14 protein-coding genes are annotated in these 20,076 nt (G+C 62.9%); 3 read left to right on the forward strand and 11 right to left on the reverse strand.

The window, feature by feature from the left end; translation table 11 throughout:
• The first annotated feature begins 32 nt into the window (after positions 1-32).
• Positions 33-1,541 (forward strand): hypothetical protein, encoded by a 1,509-nt coding sequence (locus AB4Y32_RS06015; RefSeq protein WP_368720435.1) that lies wholly within the window; start codon positions 33-35, stop codon positions 1,539-1,541.
• Positions 1,542-1,615: 74 nt separating this feature from the next.
• Positions 1,616-2,878: a glycosyltransferase gene (locus tag AB4Y32_RS06020; RefSeq protein WP_368720436.1), complete on the forward strand. Its 1,263-nt coding sequence runs from the start codon at positions 1,616-1,618 to the stop codon at positions 2,876-2,878.
• A gap of 125 nt (positions 2,879-3,003) precedes the next feature.
• Here the strand turns inward: AB4Y32_RS06020 and AB4Y32_RS06025 are convergent, their stop codons facing one another.
• Positions 3,004-4,749, reverse strand: a complete 1,746-nt coding sequence (locus AB4Y32_RS06025; RefSeq protein WP_368720437.1) for a GMC oxidoreductase — start codon at positions 4,747-4,749, stop codon at positions 3,004-3,006.
• A gap of 255 nt (positions 4,750-5,004) precedes the next feature.
• Entirely contained in the window at positions 5,005-5,676 is a 672-nt protein-coding gene (locus tag AB4Y32_RS06030) for a DapH/DapD/GlmU-related protein (RefSeq protein ID WP_368720438.1), read from the reverse strand.
• 200 nt (positions 5,677-5,876) lie between these two features.
• Between AB4Y32_RS06030 and AB4Y32_RS06035 the strand changes: the two genes are divergently transcribed.
• Positions 5,877-6,581, forward strand: a complete 705-nt coding sequence (locus tag AB4Y32_RS06035; protein ID WP_368720439.1) for a hypothetical protein — start codon at positions 5,877-5,879, stop codon at positions 6,579-6,581.
• A 222-nt stretch (positions 6,582-6,803) separates the two neighbouring features.
• On the opposite strand, the gene AB4Y32_RS06040 is transcribed toward AB4Y32_RS06035, so the two are convergent.
• From AB4Y32_RS06040 to AB4Y32_RS06080, 9 genes are all read right to left on the reverse strand, one after another.
• Positions 6,804-8,129, reverse strand: a complete 1,326-nt coding sequence (locus AB4Y32_RS06040) for a glycosyltransferase WbuB (RefSeq protein ID WP_368720440.1) — start codon at positions 8,127-8,129, stop codon at positions 6,804-6,806.
• A gap of 118 nt (positions 8,130-8,247) precedes the next feature.
• Positions 8,248-9,390 (reverse strand): glycosyltransferase family 4 protein, encoded by a 1,143-nt coding sequence (locus AB4Y32_RS06045; protein WP_368720441.1) that lies wholly within the window; start codon positions 9,388-9,390, stop codon positions 8,248-8,250.
• A gap of 104 nt (positions 9,391-9,494) precedes the next feature.
• Positions 9,495-10,466: a GDP-L-fucose synthase family protein gene (locus AB4Y32_RS06050; RefSeq protein WP_368720442.1), complete on the reverse strand. Its 972-nt coding sequence runs from the start codon at positions 10,464-10,466 to the stop codon at positions 9,495-9,497.
• A gap of 9 nt (positions 10,467-10,475) precedes the next feature.
• Positions 10,476-11,597, reverse strand: a complete 1,122-nt coding sequence (gmd, locus tag AB4Y32_RS06055; protein WP_368720443.1) for a GDP-mannose 4,6-dehydratase — start codon at positions 11,595-11,597, stop codon at positions 10,476-10,478.
• 58 nt (positions 11,598-11,655) lie between these two features.
• Positions 11,656-13,878 carry a polysaccharide biosynthesis tyrosine autokinase gene (locus AB4Y32_RS06060; protein ID WP_368720444.1) on the reverse strand — a complete coding sequence of 741 codons (2,223 nt, stop codon included), beginning with the start codon at positions 13,876-13,878 and terminating at the stop codon, positions 11,656-11,658.
• Between the two features lie 80 nt (positions 13,879-13,958).
• Entirely contained in the window at positions 13,959-15,098 is a 1,140-nt protein-coding gene (locus AB4Y32_RS06065) for a polysaccharide biosynthesis/export family protein (RefSeq protein ID WP_368720445.1), read from the reverse strand.
• 54 nt (positions 15,099-15,152) lie between these two features.
• The gene (locus AB4Y32_RS06070) at positions 15,153-16,538 is read right to left on the reverse strand and encodes an undecaprenyl-phosphate glucose phosphotransferase (protein WP_368720446.1); all 1,386 of its coding nucleotides are present in this window, start codon (positions 16,536-16,538) and stop codon (positions 15,153-15,155) included.
• A gap of 65 nt (positions 16,539-16,603) precedes the next feature.
• Positions 16,604-18,208 (reverse strand): mannose-1-phosphate guanylyltransferase/mannose-6-phosphate isomerase, encoded by a 1,605-nt coding sequence (locus AB4Y32_RS06075; protein WP_368720447.1) that lies wholly within the window; start codon positions 18,206-18,208, stop codon positions 16,604-16,606.
• A gap of 75 nt (positions 18,209-18,283) precedes the next feature.
• Positions 18,284-19,288, reverse strand: coding sequence for a GlxA family transcriptional regulator (locus AB4Y32_RS06080; protein ID WP_368720448.1), 1,005 nt, complete (start codon positions 19,286-19,288; stop codon positions 18,284-18,286).
• Positions 19,289-20,076 lie beyond the last annotated feature (788 nt).

Genomic DNA, 20,076 nt, shown 5'->3' on the forward strand with positions numbered 1-20,076 from the left:
CGCACACCCCACCGGGAGAGGGAGAATCGTCGATGCGCAACAAGTACGCTACGTTGTGGATCTGGATGTGCATCTTTCCGCTTGCGCTCGACTACAAGGCTCCCGATGCAGATTCGGGCCACGCCGCCCAGGTTGTGCTCGTTCTCCCCGTCCTCGCGGCCGCCGTCGCGCTGATGTTCATCGCGCCGCGCTTCAAGCAGGCATCCCCGTTGCGCAGCTTCGTCACGTTCTGCCTCGTGTTGAGCGTGCCGTGCAGCCTCGTTTCGCAATTGGTGCAGGGCAACGATTTCGGCAACTATATGCGCGTCATACTGCCCTTCCTGCTGTTTCTGCTCGGCTATGAGATGGCTTGCCATCCATGGCACGAAGACCGCATCGGGCAGATGGAAAAGGCACTGTTCTGGGCCAATCTGATCGCGCTGATCTTCACGCTGGTCTTCGGCATCGCGACGAGCGGCGGACTCGGCGCGATTGCCGACGTGCGCTATCGCATCGTCTCCGTGACGCTGCTCGGATTGCAGGGCGTGCTGCTGCACGAGTTCGTGCTCGCGCGGCGCTTTTCACCGTTCATGCTGGCGACCTTTCTCGCCACCGTGCTCATCGAGTTGTTGAGTGTCACGCGCAGCCTGCTGGTGGGCACGGTGATGCTGTTCCTGCTGGCCGCGTGGATGAGCGCGCCATCTGCGCGCCATCTGCTGAACTCGGCCGTGCGCGTGTTCATCGTGAGCGTCGTGATCGGCTCGATGGCCGCTGCCGCCGTATGGAGCTTTCCGTCCGTCAGCAAGCACTGGACGCAGCGCTTCGACGCCGGCGCCTACACCGAAACCGGCAAGGACCCGACGACGATCACGCGTCTCGCCGAAATCAAGGACCAGTTCGACCAGGTCACGTCGTCGACGCAGACGCTGCTGCTCGGCGAAGGCTACGGCCACTACTATCGCTATTCGCCGCAGTATCTGCCCGACCTCGCGGGACAGATCACCAAGAAGGATTTCTACGCGATCCACGAGTGGGCGGCGGGCCACAACTTCTGGATCTATCAGCTGTTCGCGGGGGGGATTCTGTTCGGCATCGCGCTGCCCGTCGCGGTGGTCTTCGTGCTCTGGCATTGCTCGCTCGCCTACCGGCGATGGCGCGCGCGCTCACCCGGCGCGCCGCTTCTGCCCGTGTTCGGCCGCGCGATCCTGCAACTGGCCGCGCTGCCCGCGACGTCGATCGGCGGCAATCCGCTCGGCCCGCGTTTCTCCGGCCTCGTATTCGGCATCGCGCTCGGCCTGACGGTCGCCACCTATTGCCGGCTGCGTCGTGAGCTGGACGCGAAAGCGCGCACGCGCGTCGAGCCCGTCGTGCCGCCGCAAGCATCGAGGACGCCGGCGGGCGCAAGACGTCCGACGTCCGGGCCAACGGGACAGCCGACGCGGCCCGCGCCGTTTGCATCCGCTGCGCAGCACGACGCGCTTCAGGACACGAGCGACACCGAGCCCTTCGATGCAAGCCGCGCGGGCGGCATGCGTCAACGTCGCATGCCGGCATCCGCATGAGAATGCCCTCGCCCGACACCCGGTTCGATCGCGTAACGCCATTACCTTTTCGCACTACGCCGCATGACTTGCCAATGAAAATCCTTCATCTGCTTTCGACAGTCGATCCGCGTGCAGGCGGACCGACTGAAGGTGTCCGACAGAGCGGCGTCGCGATGGCGTCGCTGGGTCACGAGATCGAAGTGGCATCGCTCGATGCCACCGATGCGCCCTACGTGCGCGAGTTCCCGCTGCCCGTCCATGCGCTGGGGCCCGGCCGCAATTACTACGGCTTCACGCCCGGCTATGTGCCGTGGCTGGGCCGCGAAGCGCAGCGCTTCGACGCAGTGATCGTGCATGGACTGTGGCAATACCACGGCTTCGGCGCGTGGCGCGCGCTGCGCGGGTCAAACGTGCCTTATTACGTGTACACGCACGGCATGCTGGACCCCTGGTTCAAGCACACCTATCCGCTCAAGCATCTGAAGAAATGGGCGTACTGGCCGTGGGCCGAATATCGCGTGCTGCGCGACGCGGCCGCCGTGATCTTCACGACGGAGGAAGAGCGGCTGCTCGCGCGCCAGTCGTTCTGGCTGTATCGCGCGAACGAGCGCGTCGTGCCGTTCGGCACCAACGCACCGCCGCCGCATGCGCGAGCGTTGCGCGAATTATTCCTGAGCGCGTACCCGCATTTGCGCGGCAAGCGCATCGTGCTGTTTCTCGGACGCATTCACGAGAAGAAGGGTTGCGACCTGCTGATCCACGCATTCGCCGATCATGCGCAGCGCGACCCGGACGCGCATCTCGTGATCGCCGGTCCCGATGCGACGGGCTGGCAGCGTCCATTGCAGGCGCTGGCGCGCGCGTGCAGCATCGAGGAGCGCGTCACGTGGCCCGGCATGCTGCAAGGCGATATGAAGTGGGGCGCGTTCTATGCAAGCGATGTGTTCGCGTTGCCGTCGCATCAGGAGAACTTCGGCGTCGCCGTTGCCGAGGCGCTGGCGTGCGGCCTGCCTGTACTGCTGTCCGACAAGGTCGGCGTATGGCGCGAGGTGGAAAGCGATCGTGCGGGATTGGTATCGAGCGATACCATCAGCGGCACGCAGCGCAACCTGCTGAACTGGCATTCGCTCGACGCTTCCGACAAGGCGAAGATGCGCGAGCAGGCGCGCAGAACGTTCGATGCGCGCTTCGGGATCGCGAGTATGGTGGATGCCTTGACGGCGTTGCTGCAGCCTCAGGCGGAGGCTATAGCGATGGCGTCACGCGTGGCCGAAGCACAGCAGAATGCACCTGGGGCCGCAGGCGCGGGTATGGCTTCGAAGGCGGCGGCGCAGAAGGAGCATTCGGTCAGTTGAAGCCGCGTCACGCGTCGCAAGACACTGCGCCCAAATAACAAATCCCGCGACACATATCGCGGGATTTTTACTGTCATATCCGTATTCGCTCGTCGAGCGCCTGCCTTAAGCCGAGCGCGTGCCCCTCACACCGCCTCATTCCCCCCCGCCCGAACCAGCGACTGCGCCGCAATCGGCAGATCGCTCACTTCGGGATTCGGCACGTTGCCGAACCGCGCGTTGGCGAGATCGCCGATCGGCACCACGGTCGCCATGTCGGATTTGCCGAGCCGTTGCACGAGATGCTCGCCGAGCCGTAGCGCGAGCGCAGAGATCGTGATCGTCGGGAAGTTCGCGCCGACAGTCGGAAACACTGAACTGCCTGCGATATACAGATTGCTCACGCCATGCATCTTGCAGTCGCGATCGACGACGCCCTCGCGCGGCGAATCGTGCATCCGTGTCGTCCCCATGTGATGCCACGTGCCTTCGAGCTTCGCGGGCCACGACGTGCGTCCCGTCAGCGGCTCGTCGAGTTCGACCTCCGCGACGCCCATCATCTTCAGTTCGTCGGCGAGCAGCTCGAACGTGCGGTCGAACGTGCGCTGCACGAGCTCCGTCAATCGCCAGTCCACTTTCACGCGCGGCAGCCCGAGCCGGTCCTTGCGATCGGACAGCGTCACGCGGCTGTCGCGATTCGGCTCCGCTTCGACGATCGCTTGCAGCTTGACGTCGGAAATCAGCGCGCGCAACTGCAACAGGCGCGTCAGCCCGAAGCCGATCGTATCGACGGGATGCGCGGCCATCGTCAGGTAGTCGTCGCGCGCGCGACGGCCCGGCTGCTCCTTGCGATGCAGCGCCTCGCGGCAGCGGATCAGCGCCTCCGATCCCGCACTGCCTTCGCCGAAGAAACGTGAGAAGAACCACACGCGCGAGTTGAGCAGCTTCTCGCGCATGATCACGTCGCGCGTCAGCGCGAACTGCGACGAGATTTGCGTGCCATGCGCCGCGACGACGGGGTTCTGATAGTGATACTTGATGTCGTACAGCTTGTTGCGCGCCCATTGCTTCGAGAACTTCACGGTGCCCGTCATCAGGCGCGGATGGTCCATGAAGAAGCGGCCGACCAGATCGTTTCCATTGCCGAGCCCAGCCGCCTGCACCTTGTTCGACGCGAGCAGAAGCCGCGCGTTTTCGATGCCGCCCGTCGCGAGCACGAAGAGCTTCGCGTTCATGCGGACGCGCTTGCCCGAGAGCGTCGCGATATCGACGCCCGTGACTTCCTTCGCCTCGCTGTCGGTGTCGATGTTCACCACGTTCGCGTACAGGAACACGCGCACGCGCTCCGAGCGACGCAGCACGTCGCGATACACCTTGCCGAAGCGCACAGGCGGGCTGAACTGCGAGACGGTATCGCGCACGTTGCCCGACATCAGCGGATAGCGGCGCACATCGTGCCGGTTGATCTGCTGTTCCCACCACACCGGATCGAAGTTGTCCGGTCCGAGCTTGAGCAGCGTGTGCGTGCGCTGATAGTACGGCGTGAGCTCGTCGAGGCCGAACGGCCAGCCGCTGTTCGCGACCCATTCCTTTTTGTCGAAGTCCCAGGGATCGAGCGGCCGGCACCAGCCGCCCCAGCAATTGCTGCTGCCGCCGAGATAACGGCTCCTGCAGCCGTCCGCGAATGCGTATGGGATGCCGACGTTGTCGCCGCGATAGAGGTCGCGCGTGTCGTCGTCTGCCTTGTAGCCGCCACTTTCGAGCAGGCAGCATTCGATGCCCGCGCGATCCAGTTCCATCGCGAGCGTGATACCCGCGACGCCTGCCCCGATGATGCATACGGTCGTCGATACAGCGACGCCCTCTTCGACACTGCGGGTATCGATATACATCCCCTGCTCCCAGCCTTGTGTTCGTACCTACCTTCTACGGCCGTGTGAGACTCCGTCCGTTCTGGCCCCTCGCCGAGCCTGCGAGCCTGGCTCGTCGTGCAGCAACGCACTGCAGGTTTGCGCCATCGCGGCGCGTCGCGGCAAGTAGTGATTTCCCCCAAGCCGCCCATGCGTACGTAGGATGATGGCTCTGCGCTACTCCGTTCATCCGCCAACATCGCGCTTCCGGCAGACAGACCATGCGTCCGGTGCATGTTATGAGGCCCCGCCCACATCCCCGTCGAAACGCTTGCGAATGAAGCGGCAAGGATTGCCTCCGTACACGCCTTCGGCATCGAGCGAACGGTGCACGACCGAAAGCGGCGTCACCACGGCGGATCGCCCTATCGTCACGCCCATTTGCACGACGCACTTCGACGAGATCCACGCGCCGTCTTCTATGACGATCGGCGCGACGCGCAAGTCCATATTCGTGCGCATCTCATGCGAGCCTGCGCTCAGGAAAGTCCCCTGCGAAATGCAGACGTTCGAACCGATACGAATGGGCGCCTGGTTGTAGATCCACACATCGACACCGAACCAGCAGTTGTCGCCGACCGTGAGATTCCACGGTGCTTTCACGCGCACCGGGTGCACGAAGCGGCAGTTCGCGCCGATCTTCGCGCCGAAGAGCCGCAGCAGCGCCACGCGCACCGACGACACGGGGAGCAGCTTGTTGTTGATCACACAGGCTTCGACAAGGAACCAGATGAGCTCGGTGAGAACACCGCGCGACGCGACATAGTTGCCCTTGCCCGCGCGGCTCAGGTCGATCACGCGGCCCGTCTGCGAGGGCTGCGGCGCGGCGGCCGGCCCCGATGCGCGCGCGTCTTCCGGGTCTTCCCTTTGCGCGTCCTGGCCGATCGTGGAGCGGATCGTATTGTTCATACTCTTCTCCAGTGATGGAGCGCCGTCTCGTGTCCGGCCATCAGGCCGTCTGTTGCGCGCCCTTTCGTCATCGATTATCTGGTCCGTGCACCCGTCTGGACGATGGCTGGCCGCGCGGGGCGCAATTTTGGCGGAACCATGCAGAGTGTCCGGTTCACCATGGAAGCAGACTTCGACGTTTGCACGGGAGGAAGACGACGATGGCCGCTCATCTTCATTCGCAACAGCTCGCGCCGCTTGAATATCCGCTGCGCAGTGCGAATCGTTCGCGCGCCTGGCTTCAGTCGATCGCGCTCGCGTCGGCGCTGCTGTCGGGCGTTGCGCTGATGCCGTGCGCCCATGCGCAGAACAACAACGCTGCGCCCGGCAACGGGGCGAAGGCCGCTGCGGAGGCGAAAAACAATGCGAACGGCGCGCCTCCAAAGAAGACAGCCGCGCAACGCACGCAGGAAGACACGCAGCGTCTGCTCGGCGGTCCGAATGCCTCGCTCGGCGGCTATGAAATGGACGGCGCGACACCCGATTCGGAACGCGAGTCGCTGCTGAACAGCGAACGCATGCGCGTCGCGAAGCCCAATGCGCAGGGCGCGGGGGGTCCTGCCGTCGCGGGAGGCAATGAAGGCAATGGCGCAAATGGCGGTGCGGCGGGCGGCAAAGGCGCGGCGAACGCCGTCGCCATCAAGCGGCCCGCGCGCGGCGGCGCGGCAGCAGCGAACGTTGGCGCAAACGGTGGCGCGGCGAACGGTGCCGTTGGTGCCGTTGGCGGCGTCGCGGGCCCGGCAGGAGCGGCGGGACAGCGCGGCGGCGCAGCGCCTCCCGGCGATGCGGGCGTTGCTGCCAATGCCGTCTACGGCAACCCTTACATCAACAAGGGAGGACGCGATATCTACCGGTCGCCGTGGTGAGCGTGTTCGCTGCATTTGTGTCAATCGACTCGACCTGACAGGTAAAAACGAAGGGGCCGTATTCGAACTGCTTTCGTGCCGCTCGAATGCGGCCTCTTCATTTCAAGCGTTTGAGGCGTTCGAACGCGTCTATAGCGAAGGCGCGCCGTAAGCAAAGCCGGCGCTGCGCTTCACTGGCTCACTTCACTGCCTCACTTCACTGCCTCACTTCACTGCCTCACTTCACTGCTGTACTTCACCCACTTTCGACTCCTCGACGGGCGCCGACATGACGCTGCCATTCGCCGTGGGCGTCGTAACAGGCGGAGCCGCCGTCGTGGGCGTGCCATCGCCCGCGAGTTGCGCGAGACGTGTATCGAGCGTCAGCAGCGTCGAAAGCGGCGAGAGCATCGTCTCGGCATAACGCCGTCCCGCTGCGCCGAGCGCGGCACGTCGCGCCCCGTCGCCGGCGAGCGCCGTGATCGCCTCGACGAGCGCGCCTGTATCCTCGGGCGGCACGATCACGCCGTTGTCCGCGACGGCTTCGTGCAGCGCCGTACCCGGGCGCGCCATCGCGATCACGGCGCGGCCGCTCGCCAGCATGCCCGTCAGCTTCGAAGGCATCACGAGATCGGCGGCATCGCCGCGCTGAGGCAACACGTGAATGTCGGCGACGTTCAGCAACTCGTTGAGCGACGACGCCGGCTGCAACGGCAGAAAGCGGCAGTTGCGCAAGCCTTCGCAGCGCTTCACGAGGTCCGCCCGCGCCGCGCCGCCGCCGCAGAACACGAAGCTGATATCGTCGCGCGCGTCGAGCGCGGCGGCCGCCGCAGCGAGCGTCTCGATGCCCTGCTTCGCGCCCATGGCACCCGAGTAGAGCACCACCGTATGGCGCGCCGGAATGCCGAGCGACTCGCGATACGCGCTCGCGCGCTCGAGCGGAAAGATCGCGCGCGTATCCACCCAGTTCGGCAGGAACTCGGTCTTCGCCGTCTCGACCCCTTTGCCGACCGCGCGCTCGACCATCCGGCTCGAGATCGACGACACGACGTCGAAGCGCTTCAGGATCACGCGCTCGACCCAGTAGGCGAGGCGCGCGGCGCGTCCGCTTTTCAACAGGCCGAGATCAAAGGCCGCGTCCACTTCGTAGTCCTGAATATGCAGCCACGCCTTCGCGCCCGTGACGCGCGCGAGCGCAAGTGTGCCGGGCGCGCACAGCATGGTCGGCGCGATCAATATCACGGCGTCGGGCCGCCATGCGATCTGCCGGGCGAGCAGCGGCAGCGACGACAGCGCGAACGACGCCAGATGCGTCATCCGCTTCAGCCCGCTTTGCCGCGCGGGCACCCATAGCGGCGCCCGCCAGATGCGCACGCCGCGCATGACGTCGCGCCGGTAGCGCCACATCGAATAGCCCGCTGCGACTTTCCATTCAGGGTAGTACGGCGGTGCGCAGACTACGCGCACCTCATGGCTGCATTCCGCCAGCATCTGTGCCATTTCGGCTGTGTATTTCCCCGCCCCCGAAAGCTCCGGTGCGTAATTGAGGCCATAGATCAAGATCTTCATATTTGACATCCACGTCGAATGCCCGTCATGCGGCAGCGGACGGCGCTACGCCCTTCCAACCACTACCTTGCACGGCCACGGCGTGATCAAGCCGTGGTAGCCGCGCAATCGATCGATCTCAATCGCTCAGCATCAGCGCGCAACCGCGCGCGATGTTGGCTGCGGCGGACGGCGGATCGAAACGCCGTATCACGTCCATGCAGCGGCGCGCCGTCGCTTCGGCGTCCGCGAATGCTTCCGTCGCTTTCAGCAGTGTGCGCTGCAGACCCGCCGCATCGCCTGCGGTGAACGCATAGCCGTTCACGCCGTCGCGCACGAGCTCGGGCACGCAGCCGCAGCTCTCGCTGACGACAGTGGGACATCCATGCGCGAGCGCCTCGTTGACGACGAGCCCCCAAGGTTCGCTGCGGCTCGGCAGAACCAGACAGGTCGCGCCGTAGTACTCGCGCGACAACGGCTCGTCCTGCAGGCTGCCAACGAACGTAATCGCATACCCCATGCCCAACTCGCTGACCCTCTTGCGCAACGCGCCTTCGAGCGACCCCGTGCCGACGATGCGCAACTGCGGATCGGGCAGACGCTTCGCGAGTCCCGCGAATGCGTCGATCAGCGTCGTGATGCCTTTCTCTTCAGACAGACGCCCGACGTACAGGAACACGTGCGGATTACCCGCGCGATAGTGCAAGCGCTCGGCAAGCGCTCGCTCGGGCGAGAACGTGACGGGCAGCGCGGCTGCCTGGCACGGAATGAAAATCTTGTCGGCCCTCGCGCCAAGCGACATCAGATATTCACGGCTGCGTTCGCCGAAGCCGAAGTAGCCGTCGCACAGCGAGAAGAACACGCGCTTTGGAATCGACGTCAAGAGGCGCTTTGGACGATCGCGCGCCGTCGAGTCGCAGAACACGGCGCGCCGCTTGCCGGTGACGATGCACGCGGCGAGCATCGCCCAATACTCGGGCCGGTGATAGCCGGGCAATACGATCAGATCCGATTTGGCCTTCATTACTTCCCACACGAGGCGCGAGGTGAGGCGCAACGTCGGGACGTCTTCGTAGCAGCCGTCGAAGAGCTTTTGCATCGGATAACGGTGATACGAATAATCGACCTCAGAAAAACCCAGCCGGTCGTGCTCCGTGTCCGCGATCTGCACCATCGAATAGCGGATCGCGCCCGCGGCCGAAATGCTGTGCAACGCAGAGAACACGGCGCCCTTGTGCCGTGACCACACGACGTTATGAAAGATCGTGACCGACGCATCCATTTCTTACAGTCCTCATTCGGTCGAAACTGTCGACTGCCCTGAAAAAAGAACGAACGTCACCCTAATCCCGGTCCCAGGCAACGTCCGTCACCAGGAACGGTACTTCAGGCGCGCGCAGCCGTCTCAAAGGAAGGCGTGGCGAATTTCTCCTCGTACTTCGCAGCAAACTCCCGATACGTATTGCCGATCCCATCGACCAGTCCGATGCTCGCGCGCCAGCCCATTTCCGCCAGGCGCGATACGTCGAGCAGCTTGCGCGGCGTGCCGTCCGGCTTGCTCGCATCGAACTGCAACTCGCCTTCGAAGCCGACCACATCGCAGATGATCTGCGCCAGCTCGCGGATGCTCAGGTCTTCTCCGACACCGACGTTGAAGACACCCGTGTTCACATCGTGCTCGAGCACGAAGAGCGTCGCCGCAGCGAGATCGTCGACGTGCAGGAACTCGCGCCGCGGCGTGCCGCTGCCCCATACGGTCAGCGTCGGATCGCCATGCAGCCGCGCTTCGTGCGTCTTGCGGATCAGCGCGGGCAGCACATGGCTGTTCTTCAGGTCGTAGTTGTCGTTCGGTCCGTACAGGTTGGTCGGCATCAGCGCGACGTAGCGCGTGCCGTATTCGCGGTTGTACGCGTCGCAGAGCTTGAGGCCCGCGATCTTCGCGATCGCGTACGCGTCGTTGGTCGGCTCGAGTTCGGAGGTCAGCAGATACGCCTCGCGAATCGGCTGCGGGCACATCTTCGGATAGATGCACGACGAGCCGAAGAAAACGAGCCGGTCGACCTTCGCGCGATACGCCGCGTGAATCACGTTGGTTTCGATCACGAGGTTCTCGTAGAGAAACTCGCCTGGCTGCGTCGCGTTAGCCATGATGCCGCCGACCCGCGCCGCGGCGAGCAGTACGACGTCGATCTGATCGCTCGCGAAGAAGCGGTTCACGGCGGACTGATCGGTCAGATCGAGTTCGGCGTGGGTGCGCGTGACGACGCCCTCATAGCCCGCCGCCTTGAGCTTGCGCACAAGCGCGGAACCGACCATGCCTCGATGTCCCGCGACAAAAATACGTGTCTGCTTGTCCATTTCAGTGACTCACTCGTAATGTTCAAGAGCCTTGAAGCCGGCTAGTGTCACCAGCGCATCGCGTCGTGCGATCTGATAGTCGGAACGCACCATCTCCTTCACCAGTGAATCGAACGATATCGTCGGCTGCCAGCCGAGCTTCGCGTAAGCCTTGGAAGGATCGCCCAACAGCGTCTGTACCTCCGCGGGGCGGAAGTATCGCGGATCGACGCGCACGATGATGTCGCCGGCGTGGACTCGCACTTCCGTGTGTGGATTGACATGTTCAACGACTCCCACTTCATTCTCGCCGGAGCCCTGGAAGCTGATCGTGATACCCAGTTCGGCAGCTGCACGTTGAACGAAATCGCGTACGCTGTACTGCACACCCGATGCGATCACGAAGTCTTCAGGCTGATCCTGCTGCAGCATCATCCACTGCATTTCCACATAGTCCCGCGCATGACCCCAGTCCCGCAGCGCCGACAGATTTCCAAGGTAGAGCACTTTCTGCAGGCCTACCGCGATCCTCGCGATCGCTCGCGTAATCTTGCGGGTGACAAAGGTTTCCCCTCGCACGGGCGACTCATGGTTGAACAGGATCCCGTTGCAAGCGTAAATTCCATACGCTTCGCGATAGTTAATCGTCGTCCAGTATGCGAACAGCTTTGCGACGGCGTAGGGACTACGCGGATAGAAAGGCGTTGTCTCGCGCTGCGGCACTTCCTGCACGAGACCAAACAGTTCTGATGTCGACGCCTGATAGAAACGCGTCTTCTTTTCGAGGCCATTGGCGCGAATCGACTCTAGCAAGCGCAACGTCCCGAGGCCATCGGCGTTCGCGGTGTATTCGGGCTCTTCGAACGATACGGCAACATGGCTCTGCGCAGCAAGGTTGTAGACCTCATCGGGCTTCACGTGCTGCATGATACGCATCACGCTGGTTGAATCGGTCATGTCACCGTGATGCAACTGGAGACATCGGTCCGGATCATGAACATCACGATAAAGGTGATCAATACGGTCAGTATTGAACAGTGAAGTGCGACGCATGATGCCGTGCACTCCGTAACCTTTGCCGATCAACAACTCCGCCAGGTATGAGCCGTCCTGGCCGGTGATGCCCGTAATCAAGGCAACCTTCTGAGTCATTATGTTCTCCTGATGAATGACGTCGGACCACGGCGCGGCCCGCGCACAGGAACACCGTTTAGCCTGCGATACTCTCGTAGCCGTAGTAACCGCCGCGATAACCCGAGCCGATGAACGCGCCCGCCTGCGGTACGTCGGTCAACAAGACCCCCTGCAAATTCACGCCGCCATTGCGCAGACGCTTCGCGGTCTCCGCGAGTTCGCCTACCGGATGGCGTCCGTGACGAATCACGAGCAACGTCGTCCCCACGTGCTTGCCGATCACGGTCGAGTCGGTGACGGCGAGGACGGGTGGCGTATCAATGATGATCAGGTCGTACTGCTTCTTGAGTTCGTCGAGCATCGTTTCAAACCGTTTGCTCATCAGCAGCTCGGACGGATGCGAGGGCAATGAGCCCTTGGTCAGCACGTCGAGACCCGGCAACACCTCGCGCTGGATCGACGATTGCAGATCGCCGCCGCGCAGCACGTCGGATAGACCCGGCTGATGCTGCAGCCCGAAGTGCGAATGCACGTCGCCGCGCCGCATGTCGCCGTCGATCACCAGCGTGCGCTTGTTCACGGAGGCGACGAGCGCCGACAGGTTCACCGACAGGAACGACTTGCCCGCGTCGGGACGCGAGCCCGTCAGCATGACGACGTTGCTCTGGCTGTCCTCGACGGTCAGTTGCAGCGAGGTGCGCAGGTTGCGCACGCCCTCGACGGCGATATCCTGCGGCGCCTGTTCGGCGAGCACGTGCAGGCCGCGCCGGCGCATCATCACGTCCTGCTGCAGGCGCATCTGCTGCTCGCTGCGCGGCACGACGGCGAACACGGGCACGCCCAGCGCGGCTTCGAGTTCGTCCGGACGTTCGACGCCGCCGTACAGCGTCTTGCGCACGAACGCGAACACGATGCCGATGAAGAGGCCCGCACCGAAGCTGATCAGGATCACCACCAGGCGCTTCGGACGCACTGGATCGTCGGCTGCTTCTGCGAAGTCGACAATGCGCACGTCGCCCACCTGGCCCGCCTTCGCGATGCGCAGTTGCTGTGCGCTGTTCAGCAGGTTCGTGTACAGCTCGGTATCCACATGCACGTCGCGCAACAGGCGCAGCGCCGTCTGCTCGGTATCCGGCAGCGATTGCACGCTCTTGCCCATCGTCGCGAGATTGCCTTGCAGCGCCCTGATCTGCGCGTCGAGCGCCGCCACGGCCGGGTGATTCGCGGTGAAGCGCTGTGACATCTCCGCGCGCTGCGTCTGCAGATCGACGAGTTTGGTCTTGTTGTCGACGATCTGTTGCAGCAGCAGCCGGCTTTCTTCGCTCAGATCGACGGTGCCATGCTGGTTGCGGAACGTGTTGTAGCGTTGCTCGGCGGCGTCGAGTTCCTTGCGCAGTTGCGGCAGTTGTTGGTCAAGGAACGCGAGCATGTGCTCGGCTTCCGACGAGCGGCTCTCGATGTCCTGGCGGATGAACTCGCGCGCCATGTTGTTCATGATGTCGGACGTGAGCTTCGGATCGCTGCCTTCGAGGCTCGCGCGAATCACGCCCGACTGCAGCGTCGACTCGGCGACCTCCATCGCCTTCTGCAGGCGTTCGACCGTCGTCAGCGTCGAGCCGCGCGTCATGTCGTAGCGCGTGCCCGGCGCGCCGACGAGCGCATCGACGCGCAACGCGATCGGGCCAACGGGCGTTTCGCGCACGACGTTTTCGCCGACATGCCCTTCGAGGATCGCGACGCCGTCAGGACTGTTCAGCACGAAGTCGCCGTTCTGTCCGGCGATCAGCGTGAAGTCCTTGTCGTACATATCTTTTGCAGTGTCGAACTGCGACACCTTGATGCTTTCTTTGCCCCACGCGTAGCTCGAAAGCTGCAGCGCCGGCGGCAGCCTGAAGCCCCACTTGCCGTTCATCAGCGGGGCGATCAGCCCGCCGACGAACGGCAGTGTGTGGGGGCGCGCGGCAATATCGAGGTGCAACGCCTTGACCGTCTCCTCGGTCACGAGCCGTGACTTCATCAACTCGATTTCCGCGGCCGTCGACGGCTTCGTATCGAACATGCCCGTCAGCGGTTGAAGGCCGTCCTGCTTGTTGTTATCGGCCTTATCCACCACATGAAAAAGAACATCTGCGCGATACACGGGCGTCGCCAGAAACGCGTAGGCAGTGCCCAGCGCCGTGATGGCCAGCGTAATCAACAGAATCGACTTCCAGTTCGCAACGATGGCCTGCAGATAATCTGTCAGGTGCATCTCATCGGAACTGACGTCCGTATAGCGATTGTCAAAGTTGATAGCCATTTGCGTGATCCATCAAGTAACCACACTGTCGGAAGCATTGCGTTGCTGCACCCCGTTATTGCAAGACGCATTCGTCACCCTTACTTCGCGAGCAATGCAGCCGTCACGCCAGCATTGATTGCAGGCAACAGCAGCGACAGCACGCGGTTGAATTTCACGAGACCGTTGTTGTCGACGTACACCACGTCCTTCGGCTCAAGATTGAACTGGTTCGCAAGCACCATCGAAGTGGGCGACGTCGCGTCCAGGTGGTAGATCTGGGGCTTGTCGCTCATCGAATTGCGGATCACGAAGGTTTGCTTCGCATAAGCCGTGTTCGGGTTGAGGCTGCCCGCCTGCGACAACGCTTCCGCCAGCGTCAGGCGGCCGTCGCGCATCGGCAGGATCGTCGCCGGCTTGTTGACTTCGCCCATCAGGTAGATGCCGTACTCGTCGCGCGCACCGACCCGAAGCAGGTCGCCGCCCTGCAGATAGAGTTGCGTCGGAGCGCGGCCCGCCCTAATGAGTGACGGTACGTTGATTTCATACGTACGGCCTTCACGCACGAGTTCGACATGGCTCTGATCGGCATTCGGCGTGAAGCCGCCCGTGCGGTTGATCGCTTCCGTCAGCGACATCGGAATATCGTTGACCTGCGCCGGCCCCGGCGCATGCACTTCGCCATCGACATAAACCTGAGCCGCACGGAACGCAGAGACACGCACCGTCACTTCAGGCTTCTGAAAGACGACGCTCAGCTTGCGATACAGCTCTTTCTGCACCGTCGCGGCATCTTTGCCGCCCACATGGATCGTGCCTGCATACGGGAACTGGATATTGCCATCGGCATCGACGAGAAAGCCGACGCCCGGATCGTTCTTGCTGCTCGACGGCGACGGCTGGCCGAGCGCAGCCGCCAGTTCCGGGTGATCCCAGACGGTGATCTGCAGCACGTCACCCGGGCCGAGCTTGTAGGTGGGCGCCTTGGGGCTGAACAGCGACGCGATCTGCTGGTCCACTTGCGTCGCCTGCCCGTTCATCGTGCGCACGAGCTTCAGGTTGATATCGGTGATGGGAATCTGCACGTTCTGTTCGGGTTCGCTGCTGTATTCACCGCCCGTCTCGGGCAGCGTGGGAGGCGATTCGAATCGTTGTCCGGGGACGATGCTGCAGGCGGAGAGCAGCATCACGGACATCGATAGCACCAGCGGCGCGCACACGCTTATTCGTTTCTGGTTCATGGCATTTCCTCCTTGCAGGGGAGCTTGATCCTTGTTCATTGACTTGCCCCCAACTCAGTACGCGTTGGTATGAATGAAGCCCTTGACGATCGTGGCGCCGATGATTCGCATGTCGAGCCAGAAGGTCCAGTGCCCCAGGTAATACAGATCGTGCGCGACGCGCCGCTCCATCTTTTCGATGCGGTCTGTTTCGCCGCGAAAGCCGTTGATTTGAGCCCAACCTGTGATACCCGGCTTGATCCTGTAGCGATGGATATAGCCGGCCACGACCTTCTGATACAGATCGTCGTGTTCGAGTGCGTGGGGGCGTGGCCCGACCACGGACATGTCGCCGCGCAGCACGTTGAAGAACTGCGGCAACTCGTCGAGACTCGTGCGGCGCAGGAATGCGCCGAGCCGGGTGATGCGCGGATCGTCGCGGGTCGCCTGGCTGAGCTTGCCGGCTTCCTCAGTGTGCACACGCATCGAACGGAACTTGTAAATCGTGAAAACGCGACCATCGGCCCCCTTACGTTTCTGCCTGAAAAAAACGGGACCGGGCGACGACAGCTTGACGGCAAGCGCAATCGCGATCAGAAGCGGCGCGAGGCCGATGATCGCGCAAGCGGCGAACACCCGGTCGAAAAGATCTTTCTTGAAGAGCGCGCGCGACGACAGCGGCGACGCGACGAGGTTGATCGCAGGCACTCCGAGCAACTCGATCACGCTGCTGGTATCGAACAGCGCGAGGCTGCGCACGTCCGGCATGAAGCGGATGTTCACGAGGTCGTTGCGAAACTCGGTGACGATGCGAAAGATCGTGCGCTCGTCGGTGAGCGACAGTGCGAGCCATAGCTCATGCACGTCGTTGTTGCGTACGAACTCGGCGAAAGCCTGCTGCGAGTCGAAGCAGTTCACGCGCGGATTCGTCAGCGGCGAGTCTTCGGGATGCGTGTTCAACACGGCCGTCGCGCGAAAGCCCGTGGCCGGCTGCGATTCGATGCGGCGCACGATCTGGTCGCAATGTCCGCCGCTGCCGACGATCGCCACCTGATGCAGATTCCAGCCGGCGCGGCGCGCGCGCGCGAGCACCGCGTGCGCGATCAGCCGCCAGGCGATCAGCAGGCCGCCCGCCATCGCCGTCCAGTACGCGAACCACAGCCGCGAAACGATGTCGATCCGGTGCAGCGAATACATCAGCGCGAGCGCGCAGCCCTGCACGACGAGCCACGCGAGCGCAACCTGTCCGGCGAGCGCGAGCTTCGAGCGTCCGCGCCAGGACTCATAGACCCCGAACGCAGGGAACATCGCGAGCGCGAAGGCCCCCGAGAAAAGAACGAATGCGTCGTAGAAGCCTCGCTGCGAGAATTCATCGAAGCGGATCTGCGACGCGACGGCGGCGCCGAGGAGGATCAGCGCCACGTCTGCAACCCGCGCAAAAAAGTCCTGTAAGTCCCGCATATCAGTCACCCTGCCATTCGTCGTTCGTTGCCTTTCGTCCGGGTGTTGCGCATTTCAGCGCCGCGCTAACTCGCCGCGGGAGTCGGGCCATGCCCCGTGTCCTGACTCTCGCCCGTGTCCCGCGTGTGCCTTTCGCCTTGCGACTGGCTCTGGCCTTGCGCTGGACCGCAGCGCCCATACGTGTCGTCGAAGCGCACGATGTCGTCTTCGCCCAGATAAGAACCCGACTGCACCTCGATAATTTCGAGCGGCACCTTGCCGGGATTTTCCAGCCGATGCCGCACGCCGAGCGGGATGTAGGTCGATTCATTTTCGGTGAGCAAAAACTGGTCCTCGCCGCGCGTGACGAGCGCCGTGCCGCGCACGACGATCCAGTGCTCCGCGCGATGGTGATGCAGTTGCAGCGACAGCTTGGCTCCCGGCGTGACCACGATGCGCTTGACCTGGAAACGGTCGCCGTGATCGATCGAATCGTAGAAGCCCCACGGACGGCGCACCTTGCGATGCGAGTCGGCCTCAGGCGCCTTCTGCGCCTTGATGCGAGCGACGAGTCCCTTCACGTCCTGCACGCGCGAGCGATCGGCGACGAGCACGGCATCCGCCGTTTCGACGACGACGACATTCGTCGTGCCGACACACGCGACGAGCCGCCCTTCCGAATGCGCATAGCTCGTGACGGCGCCTTCGAACATCACGCGTCCGCGTCCCACGTTGCCCGCTTCGTCCTTCGGCTGCGCGGCCCACACGGCGTCCCACGAGCCGAGATCGGACCAGCCCGCGTCGAGCGGGACGACGACGCCCGTCGACGTCCAGCCCGTCGACACGTTCAGACGCTCCATCACCGCGTAGTCGATCGAATCGGCGGGCGAACGCGTAAACGCGTCCGCGGCGGGACGGAAGGTCGTGCCGTCGAACTGCCCTTGCACAAACGACGCAAGACACGCGGCGTGCATGTCGGGTTGAAGCGATTGCAGCGTCGCGAGCCACACGCTCGCGCGCATCACGAAGATGCCGCTGTTCCACCAGTACGTGCCTGCCGCAACGTATTGCCTTGCAAGCTCGGCAGCGGGCTTTTCGACAAAGCCGTCGATCTCGCACGCTTCGTCATCCAGCTTCCTGCCGACGCGGATATAGCCGAAGCCCGTTTCGGGCCCGCGCGGAGGCACGCCGAGCGTCGCGATCGCGCCGCTTTGCGCATGGCGCGCGGCAATCTCGATCGCGCGCTGCAACGCCGGCACATCCGCGATCGAATGATCGGACGGCATCACGACGAGAATCGCGTCGTCGCCGTTCGCGCACGCGAGCGCGGCCGCGAGTGTGAGGGCGGGCGCCGTATCGCGCCGTGCCGGCTCGACGACGAGCCGCGGCGTGCAGCCGTTGCACGTCAGCTGTTCGGCGATCACGAAGCGATGCTCTTCGCCACACACGACGATGGGCGTGCTCGACACCTCCCAGCCCGCAGGAAAGCCTTCCATCCGGTGAGCGGTGTCCTGCAGCAGCGATTCCGAACCAACCACGCCGATCAGCTGCTTCGGAAAGTGTTCACGCGACATCGGCCACAGTCGGGTGCCCGATCCGCCAGCCAGTATCACCGGCACGATGTGCGTGCAGTCCGGCAACGAACTCGCCGGCACTGCCGCATTCGTCGGATTTTTCTGGTCGACTAGCATGTACGCACTCCTTAATGTCTGCCCTTGATGGCCAGGCATGTCTACCTGAGACGCGTTTTCAGATCGCGGCCGGCGTCAGATGCCGGCTTCGCGCCGGGTCTTCATCCGGTATTCCGTCGGCGAGACTTTCATCCGCTTGCGGAAGATCTTCGCGAGGCGATCGCCGTTGCCCATTCCCGTGCGCCGCGCGATCTTGTCGACGGGCAGTTCGGAGTCGGTCAACAAGCTGCAGGTGATCGCGAGCCGTGCGTGCAGCAGGTAGTCGGACGGAGTGACGCCCACTTCCATCTTGAAGCGACGCAGGAAATTGCGTTCGCTCATCGCGGCCACCTGGGCCGCGTCCGCGATCGAAATCGACCGCTGGCAGTTCTCCTGTAGCCAGCGCGCCGCCGCGCGCACCTTGTCCGCGGGGCTGCGGCCCGTGCTGTCGCCCAAGAGCGACATCAGGCTGTCACCCGCATCGGGCATCAGACGTTCGGCTACGTTGCGCGCCACGTCGATGCCCAGATCGCGCTTGATCAGCATCAGCGCGCTCTTCATCGATTCGAGACGATCGTTCGCTTCGTTGCCGTTTTGCTCGTCGCGCTCCTCGCGCACGTTGTAGCTGCCGAAATCGCGTTGCTGCACGCCGTTGATGCACGCCGCTTCGAGCAGCGCGCGCCCTTCGCCGATCGGACGCACGGTGCTCGTGTTCGCATGAACGCGCCGCAGCCACGCGATGAGCCGTTCGTCGCGTGACGCGCTGCGCGCACCCTTGCCACCCGCCACGAACAGCGCATCGAATCCCATGTAATGCCGCGCGTCGAGTCCGTCCGTCCAGACGCGAATCGATGACGAGCACGTGATGTTGCCGCCCGAGGCCGACAGGAAACTGACGTCGTAAGTCCAGCCGTGGCTGGCGGATGACGCCAGTTCGTTAGCTGCATGAAAGACCTCGGCTACGATCCCCGCACCAAGGAGGGAGCAACCGTCGAACAACAAAATTGCAATGTGGCGAGTGGCGGTTGCATAGTGCGCGCTGCGCTCAGGCGCTGCTCGTACCCAGCCTACCATTGGAGTTTCCAAACTTGCATACGCCATGACTCTTCCCCCTTGACCTTCCGGCGTGGAAAGAACTAGTTAAATCCAAGCGATGTGCAGTGCATCATACGCATTAAAAAAACAATCCCGGCGGACAGTGACTGAAACTGACGATGTATTGGCGTATTCGGTCCGATTGCTGATCGAAGCCTTTCAGCCCGCATTTGACAATCACATAAAGCCGATTAATACGGCTTACGCGCCGGCGAACGAATTCGCCATTTCATATCACAAATGCGGCCCTTCCGGCTCCGCCCCGCCAGGCTTGACACAAAGCATTACAATTTGTTGCAATTACTGGACCAGCCCACAAGGGAACAGCAATTTTTTCAGCCTTGCTTTAGCGCCTGTAATAGTTACTCAGGAAAACAGCCATTCGAGCTTTGACTGGCATTTTGCTAATATGAAATTAAAGCCTTATTAATATGATGAAAAAAGCACTCGCAACGCTCAGATTACGAATTATAAGAAGACGAAAAGCAGCCCGAATAATTAATTCTTTTCGTCTTTAGATTCGCCTATAAATAAAACCATTAATGTTTCAAAAGCGAAACATTAAAGCCGGATAACGGGCGCTACAGCACTGGCAAAACGGAGTAAAGCGGCAGTTTTGGCGGCGCTTGCCGGTCCGTCCGAACGCGCAAAGGCTTGTCGTGTGGCCGCCTGGCCTTATGCGACGCGGATAATGCGCACCAGGCGAATGCCGCCATTGACAAGCGTCGCGATGACGCAACATTCGCTTTCATCCGCCATTGGACTTGCGCACGAACACTAAAGAACGTCCAATT

It is taken from the genome of Paraburkholderia phymatum (genome assembly GCF_040965635.1).
Taxonomy (GTDB): Bacteria; Pseudomonadota; Gammaproteobacteria; order Burkholderiales; family Burkholderiaceae; genus Paraburkholderia; species Paraburkholderia phymatum_B.

Bases quoted from the DNA above. Each gene is read 5' to 3' on its own strand.
- AB4Y32_RS06015 (WP_368720435.1), top strand. From the start codon at position 33: ATGCGCAACAAGTACGCTACGTTGTGGATCTGGATGTGCATCTTTCCG.
- AB4Y32_RS06020 (WP_368720436.1), top strand. From the start codon at position 1,616: ATGAAAATCCTTCATCTGCTTTCGACAGTCGATCCGCGTGCAGGCGGA.
- AB4Y32_RS06025 (WP_368720437.1), bottom strand. From the start codon at position 4,749: ATGTATATCGATACCCGCAGTGTCGAAGAGGGCGTCGCTGTATCGACG.
- AB4Y32_RS06030 (WP_368720438.1), bottom strand. From the start codon at position 5,676: ATGAACAATACGATCCGCTCCACGATCGGCCAGGACGCGCAAAGGGAA.
- AB4Y32_RS06035 (WP_368720439.1), top strand. From the start codon at position 5,877: ATGGCCGCTCATCTTCATTCGCAACAGCTCGCGCCGCTTGAATATCCG.
- AB4Y32_RS06040 (WP_368720440.1), bottom strand. From the start codon at position 8,129: ATGAAGATCTTGATCTATGGCCTCAATTACGCACCGGAGCTTTCGGGG.
- AB4Y32_RS06045 (WP_368720441.1), bottom strand. From the start codon at position 9,390: ATGGATGCGTCGGTCACGATCTTTCATAACGTCGTGTGGTCACGGCAC.
- AB4Y32_RS06050 (WP_368720442.1), bottom strand. From the start codon at position 10,466: ATGGACAAGCAGACACGTATTTTTGTCGCGGGACATCGAGGCATGGTC.
- gmd (WP_368720443.1), bottom strand. From the start codon at position 11,597: ATGACTCAGAAGGTTGCCTTGATTACGGGCATCACCGGCCAGGACGGC.
- AB4Y32_RS06060 (WP_368720444.1), bottom strand. From the start codon at position 13,878: ATGGCTATCAACTTTGACAATCGCTATACGGACGTCAGTTCCGATGAG.
- AB4Y32_RS06065 (WP_368720445.1), bottom strand. From the start codon at position 15,098: ATGAACCAGAAACGAATAAGCGTGTGCGCGCCGCTGGTGCTATCGATG.
- AB4Y32_RS06070 (WP_368720446.1), bottom strand. From the start codon at position 16,538: ATGCGGGACTTACAGGACTTTTTTGCGCGGGTTGCAGACGTGGCGCTG.
- AB4Y32_RS06075 (WP_368720447.1), bottom strand. From the start codon at position 18,208: ATGCTAGTCGACCAGAAAAATCCGACGAATGCGGCAGTGCCGGCGAGT.
- AB4Y32_RS06080 (WP_368720448.1), bottom strand. From the start codon at position 19,288: ATGGCGTATGCAAGTTTGGAAACTCCAATGGTAGGCTGGGTACGAGCA.